Annotated in this window: 14 protein-coding genes; 2 read left to right on the top strand and 12 right to left on the bottom strand. The window is 64.1% G+C overall.

Annotated features, from left to right (window positions below; genetic code table 11):
• Positions 1–1,756, top strand: a 1,756-nt coding sequence (locus ASN89_RS04030; protein ID WP_058048363.1) for an acid phosphatase, incomplete at its 5' end; no start/stop codon positions are given.
• 5 nt (positions 1,757–1,761) lie between these two features.
• Here ASN89_RS04030 and ASN89_RS04035 read toward each other — a convergent pair.
• From ASN89_RS04035 to ASN89_RS04060, 6 genes are all read right to left on the bottom strand, one after another.
• Positions 1,762–3,711, bottom strand: coding sequence for a S9 family peptidase (locus ASN89_RS04035; RefSeq protein WP_235501843.1), 1,950 nt, complete (start codon positions 3,709–3,711; stop codon positions 1,762–1,764).
• A 67-nt stretch (positions 3,712–3,778) separates the two neighbouring features.
• Positions 3,779–5,251 (bottom strand): amino acid permease, encoded by a 1,473-nt coding sequence (locus ASN89_RS04040; RefSeq protein WP_072457304.1) that lies wholly within the window; start codon positions 5,249–5,251, stop codon positions 3,779–3,781.
• Between the two features lie 288 nt (positions 5,252–5,539).
• Positions 5,540–6,970, bottom strand: a complete 1,431-nt coding sequence (locus ASN89_RS04045) for an amino acid permease (protein WP_058048364.1) — start codon at positions 6,968–6,970, stop codon at positions 5,540–5,542.
• 116 nt (positions 6,971–7,086) lie between these two features.
• Positions 7,087–7,545 (bottom strand): RidA family protein, encoded by a 459-nt coding sequence (locus ASN89_RS04050; protein WP_058048365.1) that lies wholly within the window; start codon positions 7,543–7,545, stop codon positions 7,087–7,089.
• A gap of 254 nt (positions 7,546–7,799) precedes the next feature.
• On the bottom strand, positions 7,800–9,383 hold the full coding sequence (locus ASN89_RS04055) for an ATP-binding cassette domain-containing protein (protein ID WP_058048366.1): 1,584 nt from the start codon (positions 9,381–9,383) through the stop codon (positions 7,800–7,802).
• Between the two features lie 152 nt (positions 9,384–9,535).
• The gene (locus tag ASN89_RS04060; protein WP_058048367.1) at positions 9,536–10,648 is read right to left on the bottom strand and encodes an NADH:flavin oxidoreductase/NADH oxidase; all 1,113 of its coding nucleotides are present in this window, start codon (positions 10,646–10,648) and stop codon (positions 9,536–9,538) included.
• Positions 10,649–10,808: 160 nt separating this feature from the next.
• Here ASN89_RS04060 and ASN89_RS04065 point away from each other — a divergent pair, with 160 nt between their 5' ends.
• Positions 10,809–11,372, top strand: coding sequence for a glycine zipper 2TM domain-containing protein (locus tag ASN89_RS04065; RefSeq protein ID WP_058048368.1), 564 nt, complete (start codon positions 10,809–10,811; stop codon positions 11,370–11,372).
• Here ASN89_RS04065 and ASN89_RS04070 read toward each other — a convergent pair.
• From ASN89_RS04070 to ASN89_RS04095, 6 genes are all read right to left on the bottom strand, one after another.
• Positions 11,369–11,878: a DUF1993 family protein gene (locus tag ASN89_RS04070; RefSeq protein ID WP_058048369.1), complete on the bottom strand. Its 510-nt coding sequence runs from the start codon at positions 11,876–11,878 to the stop codon at positions 11,369–11,371. The genes ASN89_RS04065 and ASN89_RS04070 overlap by 4 nt on opposite strands.
• Positions 11,879–11,977: 99 nt before the next feature.
• On the bottom strand, positions 11,978–12,949 hold the full coding sequence (locus ASN89_RS04075) for a DUF2167 domain-containing protein (protein WP_082654385.1): 972 nt from the start codon (positions 12,947–12,949) through the stop codon (positions 11,978–11,980).
• Between the two features lie 146 nt (positions 12,950–13,095).
• Positions 13,096–14,091 carry a succinylglutamate desuccinylase gene (locus tag ASN89_RS04080; RefSeq protein ID WP_058048370.1) on the bottom strand — a complete coding sequence of 332 codons (996 nt, stop codon included), beginning with the start codon at positions 14,089–14,091 and terminating at the stop codon, positions 13,096–13,098.
• Positions 14,091–18,818 carry an NAD-glutamate dehydrogenase domain-containing protein gene (locus ASN89_RS04085; protein ID WP_058048371.1) on the bottom strand — a complete coding sequence of 1,576 codons (4,728 nt, stop codon included), beginning with the start codon at positions 18,816–18,818 and terminating at the stop codon, positions 14,091–14,093. Before ASN89_RS04085 ends, ASN89_RS04080 begins: the two co-directional genes overlap by 1 nt.
• A 151-nt stretch (positions 18,819–18,969) precedes the next feature.
• Positions 18,970–20,310 (bottom strand): N-succinylarginine dihydrolase, encoded by a 1,341-nt coding sequence (gene astB, locus ASN89_RS04090; RefSeq protein WP_058048372.1) that lies wholly within the window; start codon positions 20,308–20,310, stop codon positions 18,970–18,972.
• 22 nt (positions 20,311–20,332) lie between these two features.
• On the bottom strand, positions 20,333–21,190 hold an 858-nt coding region (locus tag ASN89_RS04095), incomplete at its 5' end, for an aldehyde dehydrogenase family protein (protein ID WP_152988434.1).

Raw genomic sequence — 21,190 nt, forward strand, 5'->3', positions numbered from 1 at the left:
CCAGCGCGGCGACGCGCGCTACGCCACGGCCGCCACGAATGCGGGCGTGCGCGTACTGGCCGGCATGCTCGACATCTGGAAACCGTTGACGGAAATCGTCGATGCCGGCGTCTCGGCGCCGGCCGTGGACGGCTTCCCCGCGGTCGTGCCTTCCGCCTGGACGGGCGTGCCCAACGATGGCACGCCGGGCGGCACCATCGTCAATGCCAGCGTGCACAATGCCAACATCGATTTCGTCGTCAAAGCCACGACCAGCCGCACCCCCGCGCAGGAACTGGCCGCCTACCTCGATGACCGCCGCGGCAAGGGCTACAGCATCACCGACGGCATGGGTCCGCTGACGGACGCCTGGCGCAGCGCGGCGCGCCAGACCACCAGCATCACCGACATCGCGCCGGACGCGACAAGCAAACTCTACAACGACAGCGGCAGCAACACGGGCGTGGCGGGCAGCGCCAATGCCGAGTTCGGCAATGTGGTGGGCCTCGTCAACGCCATGGGCAACAATGGCTCGACAGAACCGGCCAAGCGCTTCTACAAATATGCGCGCCCCTTCCGCTGGAGCAGCAACGTGGCCGTGATCCCGGCCCTGCTGCCGGCCCGGAGCGCCACGCCCGCCACCGATGGCGGCTTTACCAGCGGCCACTCGGCCGAAGCCGTGCGCGGCGCGCTGGGCATGGCGTATGCCTTGCCCGAGCGCTACCAGGAAATGGTGGCGCGCGGACTGGAACTGGGTGAAAACCGCATCATCGCCGGCATGCATTCGCCGCTCGACGTGATCAGCGGCCGCGTGCAGGCACAAGCCATCGTCGCCGCCAACCTGCTCGACCCGGCCACGGCCGCCACCAAGGCCGCCGCCGTGACGCAGGCGCACACGACCCTGATGGCGAAAACCGGCACCACGGCCGACACCTTCTACGACTACGCCCATTCGGGCACCGGCGCCAACGACCGCTTTGCGGACTACGCCAGCACCAAGGCCGCCTATATCCGCCGCCTGACCTTCGATTTCGCGCAGACGGGCGCCGCCAATGCGCCGGCCGTCGTGCCGAAAGGCGCGGAAGTGCTGCTGGAAACGCGTTTGCCGTATCTGTCCGATGCGCAGCGCCGCATGGTGCTGAAAACAACGGCCTTGCCATCGGGCTACCCGGTGATGGACGATGCAGAAGGCTGGGGCCGCTTAAACCTGTTTGCCGCCGCCGATGGCTATGCCGTCTTCACGGGCAATGTCGTCATCAGCATGGATGCGGCCAAGGGCGGCTTCTACGCCGTCGACCGCTGGCGCAACGACATCGGCGGCACAGGCAAGCTGAACAAGCAAGGCACGGGCACCCTGAAGCTGGGCGGCAACAATAGCTGGAGCGGCGGCACGCAGCTGGAAGGGGGCCGCCTGGAAGGCTTGTCTGCCACGGCCTTCGGCAAGGGCGACGTGTATGTCAGCGGCGGCACCCTGGTCAGCAATGCCCAGTCCGGCCTGGCGCTGGCCGGCAAGTACACGCAGCTGGCCAACGGCAACCTGGAATTAAAGCTGGGCAGCGGACAGCAAGGCCGCCTGAGCGTGGCCGGCCAGATGACGGTGGCGGGTGGCAGCCTGAAGGTGACGTTCCAGAACGGCTACAAGCCGGCCGCCGGCGACACCCTGACCGTGCTGCAGGCCGCCAGCCTGAAAGGCAAGTTCGACAGCATCACGGTCGATGGTTTCAAGGTGACGCCAACGTACACGGAAACAGGCTTGCAGCTGCGCCTGGATGTATAAGCGACCTACTTGAGGTAACGCTCGAACCAGCCGATGGTACGTTTCTGCAAGTCGCGCTGGTGTTCGGGCTTGCGGAAGGAATGGCCTTCGCCGTCGTAGATGAACAGGCTGGACGGCACGCCCATGGCGCGCAAGCCGTGCCAGAATTCCAGCGACTGGGCGGCCGGCGTTTCCACGTCGCGCTCGCCCACGTAGATCAGGGTCGGCGTCCTGGCCGCCTTGATCGATTCGATCGGCGACGCCTTGCGGTAGACAGCCGGATCGTCATAGGCGGAGGCGCCAAAGAACGGGATCATCCACTGGTTGATCCCGTTCTGTCCGTAATAGCTGATCCAGTTCGACACGCCCGCGCCCGCCACGGCCGCCTTGAAACGGTTGCTGTGCGTGACGCCCCACATGGTCATGAAGCCGCCATACGAATGGCCGATCAGGCCCAGGCGCTGGCCGTCGACGGGCGCCACTGTTTGCACGGCATCGATGCCAGCCAGGATGTCGCGCCAGTCGCCGCCGCCAAAGTCCGCCATGTTAGCGCGCGTAAAAGCCTGGCCCTGGCCAAAGCTGCCGCGCGGATTGGGCAGGAAGACGAAATAGCCTTTTTGCGTCAATTCGTGGATCAGGGTGCCCGCTCCCACGTAACGGGGCGAGGCAGCCGCGCCGGGCCCGCCATGCACGTTGACGACCATCGGGTGGCGCTTGCCGGCGTCCGTCTTCAACGGCCCCAGCAGCCAGCCCTGCACCTTGTATTGTTCGTTGTTCCAGCCCACGTTCTGCACCGTCAGCTGCGGCGCAAAGCCGTCATTGTCGCGCGTGATCTTTTTCAGATGGCCCACCGGCCCCGCCACCAGGTAGGCAGCGTGCGTAAAATCTTCCTGTGCGGCAGCCGCTTGCAAGCCGTCTGCGCTGAACGACAAGCGGCCATCGCTGCCGCTGCTGCTGAGCTCACCGAGCATCACAGGTTGGCTGGGGCCGGTCTGCGCATCGACGGGCACCAGCGCCAGCTGCGAATCGATCAGGGCCGTCGCCAGCAAGCCGGCGCCGCGCCAGACGACGCCATTGAAGGTGCCGCGGTAGTCGGATGTGAGATTGCGCGGCGTGCCGCCGGCCAAGGGCACCGTGTAGATATCGCCGCCGATGGAGCCGAAATCGCTCATCAGCCCGCCGATGAAGACCACCGTCTTGCCATCGGGCGAAACCGAGGGCAGGTTCAGCTGCATGGCCGGTGACGCGATCACGCGCAGGGCACCCGTAGCCGCATCGATATGGCTGAGCTTGGCGACCCACCAGTTGCTGTCGCCATTGCCCTGCGCGCTGGTGGCGACAAAGCCGCGGCCATCGGGCGTCCAGCTGTATTCATACACATAGGTGTCGGCGGGCGACAGCAGACGCGGTTCGCCGCCGCTGGCAGGCACGACGGCGATGCGCTGGGCGTCGTCTTCGCTGCCCACTTCGCCCACCTGGCGCGCGCCCGCCTCGACGGCGCCGGCCAGCTTGCGCGCGCCCACCGTCGCGAGCAAGGCGACCTGCTTGCCGTCCGGCGACCAGCGCGCCGTGCTGGCCACGCCCTTGATGCTGGTCAACATCCGCACTGGCGCCTGCGACAGGGTGGCCAGGTACAGCTGCGCCGTGCCCGCCTTGGCATCGTAGCCGATGAAGGCCAGCTGCCTGCCATCGGGCGACCAGCTGGGCTTGTCGTAGGAACACACGGCACATGGGTCGAATTGCTGCACGATGGCGCCGTTGGCGGCGTCGCGCACGACGATGGCTGCGTGCGGGCGCTGCGCTTGCTCGCCCGCCTTGTTCGATTCGATGGCGGCGACGCGCCGGCCATCGGCGGACAGGGCTACGGCGCGGTAATCGCGCAATGCCGGCCCGGCGGCAGGAGCGGCCTGTACCGTGGCGCCCAGAAGGCTGCTTGCCAGCACGCCGCAGGCGGCCAAATCAGTTATTTTCATCATGTAAATTCCGGTTAGACATAAAAAAAACCGCCGGCAAGCGCGGCGGTTTTGGATGGAACAGACTGCATTAGCGGGCCTTCTTGCCCAGGTGCGAATGCCGCATGCTGTACAGGAAGTAAATGGCCACCGTCACCGTCATCCAGATACTAAACACGACAAACGTCGTATGCGGCAAATCGCGCATGATGTACAGGCAGGCGAGTACGCTCAGGCCAGGAATCACGTATGGTCCGAACGGCACGCTGAAGCCTTCGATGCGGTTGGCGCCCTGTTTGTGGCGCAGCACGGGCACGGCGATCGAGACCACCATGAAGGCCGTCAGGGTACCGATGCTGACCATGTCCCACAGGTAAGTCGCATCGATGGAACCCGCCACCACGGCCACGACGAGGCAAACGATGATGGTATTGCTGACCGGCACCAGGGTGCGCGGGTGGATCTTCTGGAACGATTTCGGGATCAGGCCATCGCGGCTGACGGCAAACAGGATGCGCGTCTGGCCGTAGATCGTCACCAGGGTCACGCTGAAGACGGAAATGACGGCGCCGGCCGACAACACCAGCGCGGGCCAGGTCTTGCCCGTCACGTTTTGCAGGATCACCGCCAGGCCCGCTTCCTGGCCTTCGAACAATTTCGCTTGCTGCGCACCGAGGGCGGCCACGGCCACCAGCAAATAGAACACGGTGACGATCAGCAAGCCATACAGGATGCCGCGCGGCACATTGCGCTTGGGGTCTTTCACTTCGTCGCCCGCCGTGGCCACCGTATCGAGGCCGATGAAGGAGAAGAAGACGGTGCCGGCCGCCGCCGTCACGCCCGTCATGCCGGCAAAGCCCTTGCTATTGTCGGTATTGAAGAAGGGCACGAAGTTGTCCGCATTGAAGCCGGAGAAGGCAATGGCAATGAAGAATACGAGGATGGACAGCTTGATGACGACCATGATGGCGTTCATCAGGGCCGATTCCTTGGCGCCACGCAACAGCAGGAAGCCGCACATGCAGATCAAAAAGATCGGCGGCAAGTTGATGTGGCCGGCATGAAATTCCATGCCGTGCGGGCCGGAAACGATCATCGGCGTGCGCAGCATCTCGGGAATGTGCCAGCCAAACGCATTTTCCAGGAAGTTGTTCAGGTAGGACGACCAGCCGATGGCCACGGCACTGCCCGCCAAGCCGTATTCGAGCAGCAAGCAGGCGGCCATGATGAAGGCAAGAAACTCGCCCACGGTGGCGTAGGCAAACGAATACGAGGAGCCGGAGGCGGGAATACGGAACGACAATTCCGCATAGCACAAGGCCGTCAGGCCGGCCGTGATGGCGGCGATCAGGAAAGACAGGACGACCGAAGGACCCGCCTTGGGAACGGCTTCGACCATGGTAAAGAAAATGCCCGTGCCGATGGTGGCGCCGACGCCGATCATGGTGAGGGAAAACAGGCCGATGGACCGGCTCAAACCACTGCTGCTGAGGCCTTCACCATATTCGACCGTGGTATCGATCGGCTTGGTGCGGCAAATTTTCTGGACCAGGGTTTGGCTCACTAGCATTCCTTTATGAGGCATACGTCTTTCGTATGACGGGTAAAAACAAATAGCGCTCCGGCCCTACCTGGCAGAAAACCGGAAAGATCGCGTCCATTTTAAAAACTAAGCGATTATAGGGCTTTCATCGGCTCAGCTAAACAGAACTTTGATGCAAGGAAACAACGCCAAGCGTGCGCCGCGTAATGCGCATCGGCGCTAGCGGGGCGTGAGATTGCCGAGATGAAAGAAAAAGCGCGCCGCTGCAGGGGCAGGGGCGCGCTTCTGGTTCAGCTCAGTTCAGCTGAATTACTTCTTGCCGTGTGGCACATCGGCCGGCGGCCAGCCTGCTTCGTAGCCTTGCGGCACGTCGTCGCGGCGCTCTTTCGGCGCCAGGCCCAGCGCGTAGTACAGCACCGTCAGCAGGATCAGCCAGGCCGGTCCCACCATCAGGGCGATGCGCGTATCGGGGAAATACGCCATCAGGCCGATCACCAGCGCCAGGAAAGCCAGCGAAATCCAGGAACCGTAGGGCGCGAACGGCATGCGGAAGGCCAGGTTCTTGATTTCCAGCGGTGTCAAGGTCTTGCGGAACTGGATTTGCGTGACGAGGATCACGCCCCAGGTCCAGACGGCGCCGAAGGTGGAAATCGAGGTGACCCAAATAAACACTTTTTCCGGCACCAGGTAGTTCAGCAGCACGCCCAGCAGCAGCGCGAAGACGGACACGAGGATGGCGCGGCGCGGTACGCCGCTGGCCGTGGTTTCCGCAAACGCCTTCGGCGCCTGGCCTTGCAGCGCCAGGTTGTACAGCATGCGGCCCGTGCTGAAGATGCCGCCATTGCACGACGACAAGGCTGCCGTCAGCACGACGAAGTTGATGATGCCGGCGGCCGTCTTGATGCCCAGGCGTTCGAACGTCATGACGAAGGGGCTGCCGGTGGTGCCGATTTCATTCCATGGGTAGATCGACAGGATGACGAACAAGGCGCCGACATAGAAAATCAGAATGCGCCAGAACACGGAATTGATGGCGTCGGGAATCGATTTCTTCGGGTTCGCCGCTTCGCCAGCCGTCAGGCCGATCATTTCCACGCCCAGGTAGGCAAACATCACCATCTGCAACGACATCAGCACGCCCTGCGCGCCATTCGGGAAGAAGCCGCCATGCGTCCACAGGTTCGAGATGCCGATGGCCACGCCGTCGTTGCCCAGACCGAAGATGATCATGCCCGTGCCGCCGACGATCATCAGGATGATGGTGACGACCTTGATCAGGGCGAACCAGAACTCAAACTCGCCGTAGGCTTTCACGGCCAGCAAGTTGATGGCGCCCATGGAACCCAGGGCCGCCAGGGCCCAGATCCAGCGCGGCACGTCGGGGAACCAGATACCCATGTAGATGGCGACGGCGGTAATTTCCGCCACGCACGTGACCAGCCACAGGAACCAGTAGTTCCAGCCCGTCAGATAGCCTTGCAGGGGTCCCAGGTAATCCTGGGCATAGCGGCTGAAGGAGCCGGCGACCGGATTATGCACGGCCATTTCGCCCAGTGCGCGCATGATCATGAAGATGACCGCGCCACCGATGATGTACGACAGCATGATGCCGGGACCGGCCATCTTGATCGCGTTGCCCGAACCCAAAAACAGGCCCACGCCAATCGCGGCGCCCAGCGCCATCAGGCGGATCTGCCGCTCGCCCAGGCCGCGGTGCAAGCCTTGTTCAGTCGTTTTCATTACGTGTCTCCGTTTTTTTCTTGAATACACCGATCCCTCCACCCCAATGGCGGTTCCGCTCTTGCTGGAAAGGAGGAAAAGGCGCGCCGGCGGCAAGCGCCGGCATGCTCAGATGATTAGGCCAGTTCGGCGATCAGCTCGATCTCGACGCAAGCGCCCAGCGGGATTTGCGCCACGCCGAAGGCGGAGCGCGCATGCTTGCCGCTGTCGCCGAAGACTTCGACGAACAGTTCCGAGGCGCCATTGGTCACCAGGTGCTGTTCCGTGAATTCGGAGGTGGAATTGACCAGGCTCATGACCTTGACGATGCGCTTGACCTTGTTCAAGTCGCCGCCGCACGCGTCTTGCAGGGTCGCGATCAGTTCGATGGCGATGCCGCGCGCGGCGATCTTGCCTTCTTCCGTGGTGACGTCCTTGCCCAGTTGGCCAACCCAGACCTTGCCATCCTTCTTGGCCAGGTGCCCGGACAGGAAGACGGTGTTGCCCGTGCGGGCATGCATCACGTAGGCGGCAGCTGGTGCGGCAACGACTGGCAGTTCGATGTTGAGGGCTTTGATTTTTTCGTAAAACGACATGCTATTTCTCCAAGAAAACAATATAAGCGAAACCAAAATTCATGCACGGCAGGGCACGCAGGATGACGCCCTGGCAGCGCGGTAGTGACCGACAACAGTGCCAGATTAAACGTCATCATATTGGTGAACCAGCAGTTTTAGTTCACAAATAGGCCCGGTTATTCAGTGGATTATACCGGCAATCAAACAAAATTCAGCATCGGTTCATGAAGCATGCCCTACAGGCATCGAGCGTGACTTTTTTCATTAAATTGTCACTTGTGCAATGTCAAGCCCTTCGGGTCAAGGTTTATCGCCTTCAGAAATGCCTGGTCGTGCGAAACCACAAGTAACGCGCCCTGATATTGCAGCAGCATCTGCTCCAGCGCCTGCAGGCTGGCCAGGTCCAGATGATTGTCGGGCTCATCTAACAGCAACAGTTGCGGCGGCGCCTGCGCATACAGTTCGGCCGCCAGCGCCACCTTCAGGCGCTCGCCGCCGCTGAGCAGCTGGCTGGGCATGGTGGCGCGCGCGCCGGCAATGCCCAGCAGCGCCAGCCGCGTGCGCAGCTCGCCTTCCGGCACGATGCTGTTGCGTGCCTGCAAGCGCTGCACGGCGCTGCGCTCGCCGTCTTGCAGTCCCGCATGCTGGTCCAGCCAGCCCACCCGTGCATGGCACAGTAGCTCGCCGCCGGCGGGCGCCAGTTGCCCGGCGACCACGCGCAGCAGGGTCGACTTGCCGCTGCCGTTATTGCCCGTCACTGCCAGGCGGCGCGGCCCACTGATGACCAGGCTCACAGGCTGGGCTTGGCCATAGGGCAAGACCAGATCGCGCAATTCCAGGATCAGCTTGCCATTCGGCACGGCACTGTCGGGCGCCAGCAGCAGCCGCTCCATCTCGGGCGCGCAGCGGGCGCTGGCGTCCATCACCCTTTGCTGGCGCGCCTGCTGCGCCTCTTGCGCGCGCAGGCGCAGCTTGCCCTGGCTATCCTGGCTTTTCTCCTTTTTTGCGTCGAGCAGCAGCTTGCTCTGATTGCCTTCGCGGCCGTCCTTTTCACCACGCACCACCCGTTTCTGCTGCCGTTCGGCCTGCTGCTGCGCCTCGCGCTGTTCGCGTTTGGCACCCGCCTTTTCCGCCTGCAGCGCGGCCGCAAAACCGGCCTGTTCCAGCGCGCGTTGCTGCGCATACATCGCGTAATTGCCGCCATAGCTGCGCAAGCCATGGCTCGACAGCTCGACGATTGCATCGACGTGCTCGAGCAAGCCGCGATCATGGCTGACCAGCAGCAAGCCGCCCGGCCAGCGCGCCATCTGCGCCACCAGGCGGGCGCGCTGCTGCACGTCGAGATGGTTGCTCGGTTCATCGAGCACCAGCCAGTCCGCCTGCGACAACCAGGCGCCCTGCAGGGCGACGCGCTGGCGCTCGCCGCCGCTCAGGCTTGCCGTTGGCGTAGCGGCATCCACATGATGCAAATCGAGCGCATCGAGCGCCTGGCGCAAACGGGCGTGGGCATCCCAGCGATCTCCCACGAGAGCGTAATCGGCTTCGTCGACACTGCCTGCCGCGATGCGCGCTAGCGCGGCCAGCAAGTCGTCCATGCCGGCCAAGGCCGCCACGCTGGGATAGCGCTCAGGATCGAGTTCCTGCGCCACGTAATGCACGCTGCCGTCGCAACGCACGGCGCCGGAAGACGGCGGCGCCTGGCCCGCCAGCAGGCGCGCCAGCACGCTCTTGCCCACGCCGTTATCGCCGACGAGGCCGATACGTTGCGGGGCAAAGCCAAATTGCAAATCGGAAAACAGGGCGCGGCCATCGGGCAGCACGAAGGACAGACGGTCGAGTTGTAGTAATGCGGGCATGGATACTCCTTGAGCAAGGCTGGCGAACCCGCGCGGCGCTATGCGCTGTGGCGGGATGGGCGAGGCCGTGCACAGCACGGCAGTATCAATGGCGCATGTCGAAGCGTCCTGGAGAAATGGGGAAGAAGCGTCAGTGTAGCAGAGCCGTTCCCTTAGCGCTGCCCCAGGGTCGTGTCGCCGAACAGGTTCTTGAATTCGCGCGGCTGCGAGCGCCAGTACTGCGGCGGCGCCGACACTTGCGCGCCCAGCTGGGCCGCAGCATGCCAGGGCCAGCGCGGGTCGAACAGGATGGCGCGCGCCAGCGCCACCATGTCGGACTGGCCGTTGGCGATGATGTCTTCCGCCTGCTGCGCTTCCGTGATCAGACCCACGCTGATGGTAGGCAAACCGCTGTCGCGCTTGATGCGTTCGGCGAACGCCACCTGATAGCCCGGGCTCACGGGAATTTGCTGCTGCGGCGAAATGCCGCCGCTGGAGACGTGGATGAAGTCGGCGCCCAGCTGCTTGAGTTCCTGCGCGAAACGCACGCTTTGCTCGATTTCCCAGCCGCCTTCGACCCAGTCGGTGGCGGAAATGCGCACACCCACGGCTACCGAGGCAGGCACGGCGGCGCGCACGGCCTCATACACTTCCAGCGGAAAGCGCATGCGGTTTTCCAGGCTGCCGCCATACGCATCCGTGCGCTGGTTGGCCAGCGGCGACAAAAACTGGTGCAGCAGATAACCGTGCGCCGCATGCAATTCGATGCCTTCGATGCCGAGCGCATGCACGCGCTGGGCGGCCGCGACAAAGGCGCCCTTCACTTGCAGCAAGCCCATCTCGTCGAGCGCGATCGGCACGGTTTCGCCCGGTGCATGGGCGATGGCGGACGGGGCCACCGTTTGCCAGCCGCCTTCGGCCAGGTGCACGCAGGCGCCGCCCTGCCATGGCGCGCGGCTCGACGCCTTGCGTCCCGCATGGCCCAACTGCACCACCAGCGGAATCGGCGCATGGCGGCGGATGGCCTGCACCACCTTGGCCAGCGCAGCCTGATTCGCATCCGACCACAGGCCCAGGTCCTCGGCCGAGATGCGTCCCTCGGGTGAGACAGCCGTCGCTTCCGTCATCAGCAAGCCCGCGCCGGACAGGGCCAGATGGCCCAGGTGGATCATGTGCCAGTCGGTGGCGTTGCCGTTGTCGGCCGAGTACTGGCACATGGGCGCGATGGCGATGCGGTTGGCCACCTGCAGCGGTCCCAGTGCATACGGCGTGAATAGCTGGCTCATGGCGGACTCCGGAAAAGGGGAAGCACCGATTCTACTGTGCTTTGGAAAGCGCGGCTTACACCTGCTTACGTTTGATACAGCGCAAGGGCTAGCCTTGCGCGGGCGGGGCCGCTAATCTGGACACATCAATAACACCCGCAGTACCACCCCAGGAGAACACATGAACACGACGACTACCGCCAGCCGCATCCACCCTTTGATGGCCGGCGCCGCCATTTCCGTGACGGTCCTGTGCCTGGTCGGCGCGGCGTCCATCGCCGGCATCCTGCCCAATTCGCGGGCGAATGTGCCTGCCGTGCCTGCCGACGTGGCCGCCATGACGCCGGCCAGCGCCGCCGCCCTGGCAGCGCCCGTGACTGCGCCGGTGGCCGCGCCTGTCGTCGCACAAGCGGCCCCGGCACCAGCCCCGGCGCCCGTCGTGCACAAGCGCGTCGTGCACCACACGCAAGTGGCGCAAGCGCGCCCTGCCTACAATGACAACAATGATGGCTACCGCGACACGGCCTACCGCGAACCGGCACGCCAGCAGCAGCCAATACCTGCGCCGGCACCGGCACAACCGAACTACGTGGGCATCGGCACGGGCGCCGTCATCGGCGGCTTGATCGGCAATCAGGTAGGTGGCGGCCGCGGCAAGGCGCTGGCAACGGTGGCCGGCGTGATCGGCGGCGGCATGCTGGGCAATGCGGTGCAGAACCAGGTGGAACAACAGCCGCAACGTTAATCGTAAGGACCAAGATAATCGAGCTTACCCACGGTCACGCCATTGTTTCTCAGGATGGCGTGGACCATGGAAACGTGGAAATAGAAGTTCGGCAAGGCAAAGCTGAGCAGGTAGTCATCTCCCGAGAACTTTGTCCCCTCGTCCGTCCAGTTCAGCACGACTTCCTTCTGCGCGCTGCCCGCCATCTGGCCCGCATTCACGCTGTCGATGTAGGCAATGGTGTTGGCGATGCGTTCCTGCAGCTGCTCGAACGACGCTTCGTTATCCTCGAACTTCGGCGCCGGCACGCCGCTCAGGCGTTCGACCGACATCTTCGACGTATCGCTGGCGCGCTGCGCCTGCGCCGTCAAGTCCAGCATGTCGGGCGCCAGCTGCGCGCCCAGCAAAATCTCGGGCACAATGCCGTCTTCCTCCACATGGGCTTGCGCTTTTTCCAGCAGGGCCGAGACGACCCGCAAGCCGCGGATGAAGACGGGAATGGTTGCCTGATACATGGACACGGACATGGCTGACTCCTGATAGTGAACGATGAGCCAGTGTACCCGAGCCACTGTTTTCCGGCAGCGCGCCCGTGTGCGTCAGCGCACCGAGCGGCTCAGTTACTTTTACTCGTCGAGGTTGACCTTGCCGTCCGGTAAATGCGCCGGCTGTTCAACAGACTCCTGCGGCAGTGGCTGCGGCGCCGGCTTGTCCTTGCGCTTGCCAGTGAAAAACTTGACGATCGCCGCGCCGCCGCCCACGACGGCCAGGATCAGCACTTTCTTGAAGGCCAGCAGCAGCGCCAGCAGTTTGCCAAACAGGCCCAGCTTGCTGGCCACGCCACCGGCCACCAGCGCCGCCAGGCCATACTCGGCCACCTTGTCCGTCTTGCTGTCGAAATCCGTGTAGCGGTTACCGTCGGTAAATTCCGTGAACGCCGTCACTTGCTGCATCTCTTTCTTGATCGTCGCGATCTGCTGCATGCTGGCGATCGCATTCAGGTTCAGCACGCCTTCGCGGCCCAACACGCGCACGTTGTAGTTCAACGAGTGCTCGCCGCCATCGACCATCAGATCCTTGGCCCAGTACAGCTTGTGCGTATCCTTGGCATAGCTGGGTTTTTCCGCCCAGCCCATCAGATGAATGCCGGGATAGCCCTGCTTCTTGCGCTCCGCATTGTTTTCCAGCACGGACGCCTGCATATCCTTGAGCAATTCGTCGTACTTGATGCTGTCCGCATCGTCATCCTTGATATGCCCTTCCTTTTCATACGTCACCACCACGCCCCAGCTGTCGCGCTCGAGCACGCTGGTCTTGGCGGGCACGATCATGCCCAGCGACTCCATGCCCGGTGGATTGCCCCAGGCGTCGACCAGCACGCGCTCGGCGTCCGTCGGCGACAAATAGCGGAAGTTGGCGGGTAAATCCAAGGTGGCGATGCCGCCCGGCAAAGTGATCTTGCCGCGCTGCAGGTGCAACTGGGCGAGGAATTGCTCGGCCGTCATTTCCGTTGCGGCAGCCTTCTCTTCGGCAGGGGCGGCAGCCGTCAGGCCGGAGAGGGTCAGGCACAGCAGGGCTGTCAGCAGGCGTTTCAACATGGTCGGTCCAAAAAATTGCAAAGGGTAAATATTTTAAATCAACCGATTGCTTAATGGATAATTATTTCTGTGTAGCATTTTCCATAAAAAAAAGCGCCAGACGGGATATCCCGGCTGGCGCCTGAGGCGATACGATGACTGGATCATCAGGAGACGCGCACCACCATCAGTCCCGCGCGCAAACCCACGCGCACGTCCGGGTTGGGAAACACCACCAGTTCTTCCGCGTGCTGCACCGTGTAGACGTGGTCGCCATCGCTGGCGATCACGGCGTGCTGCGGCAATGAGGTGAAGTTCTGCGTGCTGCGATCAAAAGCCATGCGGAATTCATCGCTGTGCTTGATGATTTCCTGCGCCACCTTGAACACGTGCGGCGCTGCCTTGACAGGCTGCGCAGGCAGGCCGCGCAGCAAGCCGTCGAGCGCCCGCGACACGTCGTCGAACAGGGACAGATCATTCTGCCCCAGGGTGCCGACGCGGCCCAGTTCCACCGTGCTGGCGGCCGCGCCGAAATGCTCGGCCGAATAATAGCTGTACGTGCCGGCCGACTGCGGGTTCATGATGATGGCGCCGATGGCCGCCTGGCCCAGCCAATCGATCAGCTGTGCCTTGGCGTCGTTGGCCACCAGGTCTGGCACGATGGCAAACGTGGGATACACGGAAGGCCGGATGGCCGTGTGCAAATCCAGGTGCCAGCGCACAGATCCCGCCGCTGCAAAGAACGCTGTTGTCGCGGCGATCATTTCATCGGCGCGCGCGCTTTCCGCCGCTTGCGCCAGGCTGCCCCGTACGGGGCGGAACATGCGATTGAGGTCGGCGTCGATAAAACGCTTGCCGGCCCGGATCGCATCGACATTGCCCACGCAGACAAGCAGGTCGACGGCCAGTGCGGACGCATCGCGCGACAAGGCGTTAAGCAGATGCGCCAGCACTTCGATCGGTCCCGTCTCGTCGCCATGCACGCCCACCGAGACGGCCACGCTGGCGCGGCCGGCTCCCGGTTTGACGACTTGCAGCATGCCGGGCGCCGGCAAGGCCACCGTGAAACCGGCGTCCGAAAACAACTGGGCCACGCCGCTGAAATCGGCCTGCGCCAGCGCCTGCACTACCGGCGTTACTACCTGGGTTACTTCTTGCGTCATTACACCGCCGCTTCCGCTGGGGTTTTCGCCGTGATTTTATTCACGGCTTCCGACAAGGTCCACACGTCCAGCATGGCTTGCTCCAGTTCCGTCGCCGCCACATACGCCGACAAGCCCAGCGCGCCCGTCACGGCATCGACAGCCTGGCCCGCATTACCTTGCTCGGCGCGCGCCAGCACCTGCGTCAGCAGACGCTGTTGCGTGCGGCGCAGGGCTTGCTGCGCGTAGTTGCGCAACTGCTCCTGCGACTTGCCTTGCGCGGCCAGCTTCAGGCCACGTTCCAAGGTATCGATGCCTGCCTGGCTGCGCAGGGCCAGGCCCACTTGCAGGAAGGAAGCCAGGTCCATCGAAGCAGGACGCGGCACGGACAGGGCCGGGAACAGGAAGCCGGCGACGACTTCCAGCGCATCGACCGCATCCCACGCCTGCACGAAGGCCGGCGTCAAGCCCGGCACCAGTGCCGCTTCCGACTTGATGCCGACGGCTTTGAGCAGCTCGCGCTTCGATTCCGCGCTAAACAGGCGTGTCAGTTCGGCCAGGCCAGCGCCGCGCAATTGCTCGGCCGGCACGGACAGCACGCCGGCGATCATCGTTTGCTGCAGCACGCGCGTTTGTGCATCGACCTTGATCGACACGTCGCGTGGAATCGTCAAGGCATCCGCATCGAGCGCGTCGAACACGGGCGCCAGGTTCAGCGCCACCCAGGCCTGGCCCCATGCCAGGATCACGGCCGACTCGTCCACGCCGTGTTCCGCCGCCAGGTTGCGGATCATCAGCGGGCCGCAGCGGTTGATCACTTCATTGGCCAGCACGGTCGCCAGGATGGCGTTGGCCAGCGGATGATCGAGCGCCGAACGGGTTTCCACCAGCAAGGACGGGAAGTAAGGCTTGAGCACCGGCTCGGCCCACGTTTCGCCCGTCAACGGCAAGGCGGACAGGATGCGCTTGAAGCGGTTCTTCACGTTGGCGATCACCACCGCCAGTTCCGGCGTCGTCAAGCCACGGTTGTCCAGCTTGCGGCGTGCCAGTTCGGCCACCGACGGCAGTTGCTCCAGTTCGCGCGACAGGGCGCCCTCTTCTTCCAGGCTGGCGATCAGGGCGGCATAGCCATCCTGCACCGCGCTTTCGCTTTGCGCCTGCAACTCGCGCACCAGCAAATGCGTCTGCTGCGTGTTGTCGCGCAAGACCAGGCGTTCGACGTCGTCCGTCATCGCATACAGCTCGCGGTTGCGTTCTTCTTCCGTCAGCTTGCCCGCGTTGACTTCCACGTCCAGCCAGATTTTCACGTTCACTTCATGGTCCGAGCAATCCACGCCAGCCGAATTGTCGATCGCATCGGTGAAGATGCGGCCACCGGCCAGCGCGAATTCGATACGGCCCGCCTGCGTCGCACCGAGGTTGCCGCCTTCGGCCACGACTTTTACGCGCAGCTCATTGCCGCTGACGCGGATGTGGTCATTTGCGCGGTCCTTCACTTGTGCGTGCGTTTCCGTCGAGGCCTTGATGTAGGTGCCGATGCCGCCGTTGTAGAACAGGTCCACGGGCGACTTCAGGATGCGGTGCATCAGTTCTTCCGGCGGCAGCGAGGTTTCCGCGATATCGAGCGCGGCGCGGATTTGCGGCGACAGTTCGATCGTGCGGGCGGAGCGCGGATACACGCCGCCGCCTGCCGAGATCAAGTCCTTGTTGTAGTCGTCCCACGAGGAGCGCGGCAAGGCGAACAGGCGCGCACGTTCCTCGAACGAGACGGCGACGTCCGGTGTCGGGTCGAGGAAGATGTGGCGGTGGTCGAATGCGGCCACCAGTTTCAGCTGGCGCGACAGCAACACGCCATTGCCGAACACGTCGCCCGACATGTCGCCCACGCCGACCATGGTGATCGGGGTGGTGTTCAGGTCGTGGTCCATTTCATAGAAGTGGCGCTTCACGGCTTCGAACGCGCCCTTGGCGGTGATGCCCAGTTTCTTGTGGTCGTAGCCATTCGAGCCGCCCGAAGCGAACGCGTCGCCGAGCCAGAAACCGCGCTGCACGGCGATGCCGTTGGCGATGTCCGAGAACGTGGCCGTGCCCTTGTCGGCGGCCACCACGAGGTATGGATCGGCTTCATCGAAGCACACGGTGTCGACTGGCGGAACGATATTGCCCAGCGAACGGTTGTCCGTTACTTCCAGCAGGCTGGAAATGAACAGGCGGTAGACGGCTTCGCCTTCGGCCGCGATGGTTTCACGCACGGCGTCCTTCGGCATCATCTTGCAGACAAAACCGCCCTTCGCGCCGGCCGGCACGATGACGGCGTTCTTGACCATCTGCGCTTTCACCAGACCCAGCACTTCCGTGCGGTAGTCTTCCATGCGGTCGGACCAGCGCAAGCCGCCACGGGCGACCGGGCCGCCGCGCAGGTGCACGCCTTCGAAGCGACGCGAGAAGACGAAAATCTCGCGGTAAGGACGCGGTTCCGGCACCAGCGCCAGGCTGCTGGTGTCAAACTTGAAGATGATCTTGTCGCCTTGTTGATTGTTCTGGAAGTAGCTGGTGCGCAGGGTGGCGGCCATCAGGTCGGCCAGCGCGCCGAGGATTTCCTCGGTATCGGCATGGTTCACGGAGGGCAGGCCAGCCTTGATGGCGGCGATGCTTTCCAGGGCTTGTGCATGCTGCGCGTCGGACAGCGAAGGATCGAAGCGCTGCAGGAACGCTTCGACCAGGGCTTTGACCTGGGCCGGCTGCTTGCGCAGGCTTTCGGCAATGTAGCGCACCGAGAAGCGGCTGCCCGTCTGGCGCCAGTAGCTGGTGTAGGCGCGCACCAGTTGCACTTCGCGCGTCGACAGGCCGCCTTCGATGACGAGGCCATTCAGGCGGCCATCTTCAGCCGTGTCGTTGAACAGGGAAGCAAACAACTCCTGCGCCACGGCGACGACGGATGGCTGCGCCAGTTTCGCTGCGCTGGCGGCATCGACCGTCAGGCTGGTGACGAAATAGCGCGTGCCGTCGGCCAGCGAAACGGAATACGCCTGTTCACGGTCGATGGCCACGCCCGCGTTGTGCAGGGCCGGCAGGATGGTCGACAGCGGCGGCACCTTGTTGGCCGAATACAGGCGAATCGTGGTGACGGCGCCCGTCTCGATGCGCACGGCCACGTGCGATGGATCCGTATTGCGCAAGATGGTGTCGAGGTCGCGGAAGGCGACGGCCGGTGCCGTGGCGGCCACGTAATCGAGCGGTAACGTGGCGCACAGTTTGCGCAGGCTGGTGCGCAGGGCCACGTCGGGCACGGCGTCGGCCACGGCGGCAAAACCGTTATGCCAGCCGTCGAGCACGCTCAGCAGCGGCTGCTCGATATCCGTTTCCAGGTCCAGCGGGTAGCGGGCGGCATGGGCGATCAGGTAGACGCGCGCCAGGGGACCGTCGGCCACCAGGGTTTGCATGCTCACATGCGTGGCGCCGGAACTGGCTTGCAGGGCTTTTGCCAGGCTCGATGCGACGCTGGCGCTGTAACGCTCGCGCGGCAGGTAGACCAGCACGTTCAGGTGGCGCGCGTACACGTCGCGGCGCGCGAAGACCTTGGTGCGCGGCTGCTTGTATAGCGAGACGACGGAACCGCACACTTGCGCCAGCCAGTCGAGGTCCGCTTCCAGCGCTTCCGTGCGCGGCAAGGACTCAAGGATTTCGCGGAATTTTTCGGCACGGAAGCCTTGCTGGCGCACGCCGGCCAGGCTCAATACCTTGGCCACGCGGCCGCGCGCAAACGGCAGCGCCGCCAGCGGGGTGGAATTGCCGGCACGGGTAAACAGGCCGACGAAGCAATGCTCGCCCAGGATCGCGCCTTGCGCATCCATGTCGCGCACGCCGATGAAGTCGAGCTGCTGGTCGCGGTGCAAGGTGCCTGCCACGTCGGCCTTGACGATGGACAGCGCCGAGTCGCGCTTGGCCAGGGTGTCGAAGTCGCCGGGGATGTTCGCCAGGCAGGTGCCGTAGACCGGGTGCGCCGTATCCTGCAGCACGCCGACGCGGCTAGGAATGTCGCGTTCCAGTTCGCGCACGCCCGGCTTGACGCGATAGTAGGCGTAGCCGAATACTTCAAAGCCGCCGCTGCGGGCCCACTCCAGGAAGGCCGCCACTTCCGCGCCTTCTTCGCCATGCTGCGATGCAGCCGTGGCGACGGCGGCCAGGCGCTCGCTCATGGCGGCGGCATCGCGGCGCACGATGGCGGCGTCGCGCGCGACCGTCTCCAGGGCGGCGACCAGCGCGGCCAGGGCTTCCGGCGCCAGCTCTTCGTCGAGCAGCACCAGCACATACGATTCGAGCGGGTCGCCAGAATGGCGCACCGCTTCGACGCTGCCGTCAGCGGCGCGGCGCACGGGCAGCACGGTATTCATCACGCCGCGCACGGCCAGGTGCTGGCGGCGCATGGCCATGACGATGGAGTCGACCAGGTAAGGCATGTCTTCGTTCAGGATCAGCAAGGCGCTCGCCATGCCGCCACGGCCATCCGCATAACGCAGGGTGGCGATCTGGCAGCCGCTGCCCGTGCGCTTGGCCGCTTGCGTGAAGCCCTCGACCAGCACGGGCGCCAGGCTGTCGGGCGCGATATCGGCCAGATCTTCGGCGTCGAGCGAGTCGAGCCATGCCTGCACCAGCTGCACGACAGGCGCTGCCGCCTTGCCTGCATTGCCAGCCGCGTTAATCAGCTCCAGCGTTTGTGTACGCAAATCTTGTGGCGTGTGATTCATCTTGCATCTCCATTACGGTAATGTGAATGTCCAACGCTGTCGTTCGGGCTTGTGGCTGGGCGGCAGCGGTGTCAAGAGACGGGGGTCGCCCGTCCAATTCTGTCTGTGCTACGGATAGTTGTCTCGGATGTTCTGTGTATTTTTCTATCGCCTACAAGTCGTACAATCCAGGTAAGTTGAGGATGATCGTCAATTCTTCAAGCGCCGCATGCACTTCCAGCGCCAGCTGCGAGTCGGCCAGGTCGCCCGGCTCCAGATGGTCGCGGTAGTGTTTTTCCACCCACTGCACCAGCCGATGGTACAGCGTTTCCGTCATGATCACGCCCTGGTGCATGGCGCGCGCCTCGGTTTCCGTCAGGGCCACGCGCAAACGCAGGCAGGCGGGCCCGCCGCCATTGCGCATGCTCTGGCGCAGGTCGAAATGTATCAGTTCGTCGATCGGTCCACCGCTGGCCACCAGGCCTTCCAGGTAGCGCGACACGGCGCGGTTTTCCTGGCATTCCTGCGGTATCACCAGCGCCATCTTGCCGCCTTCTTTCGTCAGCAACTGGCTGTTGAACAGATAGCTGGTCACCGCATCCTGGATCGGCACCTGGCCCGTGTCCACGCGCAGCGCGTCCAGTTGCGCACCCGTGGCGGCGACGGCGCGGCGCAGCTGCGACAAGCTTGCTTCTTCATCGGCAAACGCCTGCTCGTGATAAAACAGCACATTGCCGTTGCCGACGGCGATGACGTCGTTATGGAACACGCCCTGGTCGATCACGTCCGGGTTCTGCTGCACGTACACGGTGCGCTTCGCGTCCAGGCCATGCAGGCGCGCTACGGCTTGCGACGCTTCCAGGGTCTGGCGCGCCGGGTAGCGCTTCGGCGACGGCGCGGACGGGTCGAACTCCACCCGACCATACACGAACAATTCAACGGATGGCGCGCCGTGGCTCGCGCCCAGGCGCGTGTGGTTGGCCGCGCCCTCGTCGCCAAAGGCCGGTGTCGACGGCAGCGCGTCATGCACGGCGAAGTGCTTGTCGTCGCTGAAAATGGCGCGCAGGCTGCGCGCCGACTGCGCGTGCTCGAAGGCGCGGTGCAGCTTGTTATTCAGGTTGGCGGCCGTGAAATGCACGCGGCCGTCTTGCGTGTCCGCCGACGGGCTGACCGTGGCGGCATTCGCCGTCCACATGGGCGAGGCGGAATACGCGCAGGCCAGAATCACCGGGGATTCCTTGTAGGCGCGCGCCAGCACCTCGGCGTCCGTGCCCGTGAAACCGATGGAGCGCAGCAGGCGGAAATTCGGCCGGTCCTGCGGCGGCAGCAAGGCTTGCGCAAAGCCGCGCGCGGCCAGGGCACGCATCTTGGCCAGGCCCTGCAAGGCGGCCTGCTTCGGATTCGAGGCGCTTTTCACATTGCTGAACGAGGCCACGTTGCCGAACGAGAGTCCGGCATAGTTATGCGATGGGCCGACCAGGCCGTCAAAATTGTATTCGCGCGTGCTGTGCATGGGTATTCCTTATGAAACCTTCTTAAAAATTCAGGCCGGGCGACAGCTTGGCCGGCATTTCCAGCGCGCCGTTCTCGATCGAGGCGACCGGATAGGCGCAGTAATCGGCCGCGTAATAGGCGCTCGGACGGTGGTTGCCCGACTTGCCGATGCCGCCGAACGGCGCCGTGCTGGCCGCGCCCGTGGTCGGACGGTTCCAGTTGACGATACCGGCGCGCGCGCGTACCTGGAAGGTTTGCCACAGGGCCGGATCGTCGGACAACAGCGCTGCTGCCAGGCCGAATTCCGTGGCGTTGGCCACCGTCAGGGCCGCATTGAAATCGGCCACGCGAACCACTTGCAGCAGCGGGCCGAACCACTCTTCGTCGGGAATGCCGGCAGCATTAGTCACGTCGACGATGCCGGCCGTCACAAAGCCCGCATCGGGATTCAACTGGCGCATCTGCAGCAAGGTGGTGCCGCCCTTGGCGACCATGTCCGCCTGCGCCTGCACCAGGCGTTTTGCCACGGCGCTCGATACCACTGGGCCCATGAACGGCTGCGGCTGGGCGTCGGAAGCGCCGATACCCAGTTTTGCGGCCACTTCCACCAGGCGCGCAACGAAGGCGGCGCCAAAGGCGTTATCCTGCACCACCAGGCGGCGCGCGCAGGTGCAGCGCTGGCCGGCCGACACAAAGGCGGAGAAGATCGCGTGGTGCACGGCCGCGTCCACGTCTTTGACGTCCCACACCACTAAAGCGTTGTTGCCGCCCATTTCCAGCGCCAGCATCTTGCCCGGCTGGCCGCCGAACTGGCGGTGCAGGCTGATGCCCGTCTGGCACGAACCCGTAAACAATACGCCGTCGAGATGTGGATTGGCGCCCAGGGCCACGCCCGTGTC

The organism is Janthinobacterium sp. Ant5-2-1 (genome assembly GCF_001445815.1).
GTDB lineage: Bacteria > Pseudomonadota > Gammaproteobacteria > Burkholderiales > Burkholderiaceae_D > Janthinobacterium > Janthinobacterium lividum_E.

Coding starts and splice junctions, on each gene's coding strand:
- ASN89_RS04045 (WP_058048364.1), bottom strand. CDS start 6,970: ATGAAAACGACTGAACAAGGCTTGCACCGCGGCCTGGGCGAGCGGCAG.
- ASN89_RS04085 (WP_058048371.1), bottom strand. CDS start 18,818: ATGAATCACACGCCACAAGATTTGCGTACACAAACGCTGGAGCTGATT.
- ASN89_RS04080 (WP_058048370.1), bottom strand. CDS start 14,091: ATGACGCAAGAAGTAACCCAGGTAGTAACGCCGGTAGTGCAGGCGCTG.
- ASN89_RS04065 (WP_058048368.1), top strand. CDS start 10,809: ATGAACACGACGACTACCGCCAGCCGCATCCACCCTTTGATGGCCGGC.
- ASN89_RS04075 (WP_082654385.1), bottom strand. CDS start 12,949: ATGTTGAAACGCCTGCTGACAGCCCTGCTGTGCCTGACCCTCTCCGGC.
- ASN89_RS04050 (WP_058048365.1), bottom strand. CDS start 7,545: ATGTCGTTTTACGAAAAAATCAAAGCCCTCAACATCGAACTGCCAGTC.
- ASN89_RS04060 (WP_058048367.1), bottom strand. CDS start 10,648: ATGAGCCAGCTATTCACGCCGTATGCACTGGGACCGCTGCAGGTGGCC.
- ASN89_RS04070 (WP_058048369.1), bottom strand. CDS start 11,878: ATGTCCGTGTCCATGTATCAGGCAACCATTCCCGTCTTCATCCGCGGC.
- ASN89_RS04055 (WP_058048366.1), bottom strand. CDS start 9,383: ATGCCCGCATTACTACAACTCGACCGTCTGTCCTTCGTGCTGCCCGAT.
- ASN89_RS04035 (WP_235501843.1), bottom strand. CDS start 3,711: ATGATGAAAATAACTGATTTGGCCGCCTGCGGCGTGCTGGCAAGCAGC.
- astB (WP_058048372.1), bottom strand. CDS start 20,310: ATGCACAGCACGCGCGAATACAATTTTGACGGCCTGGTCGGCCCATCG.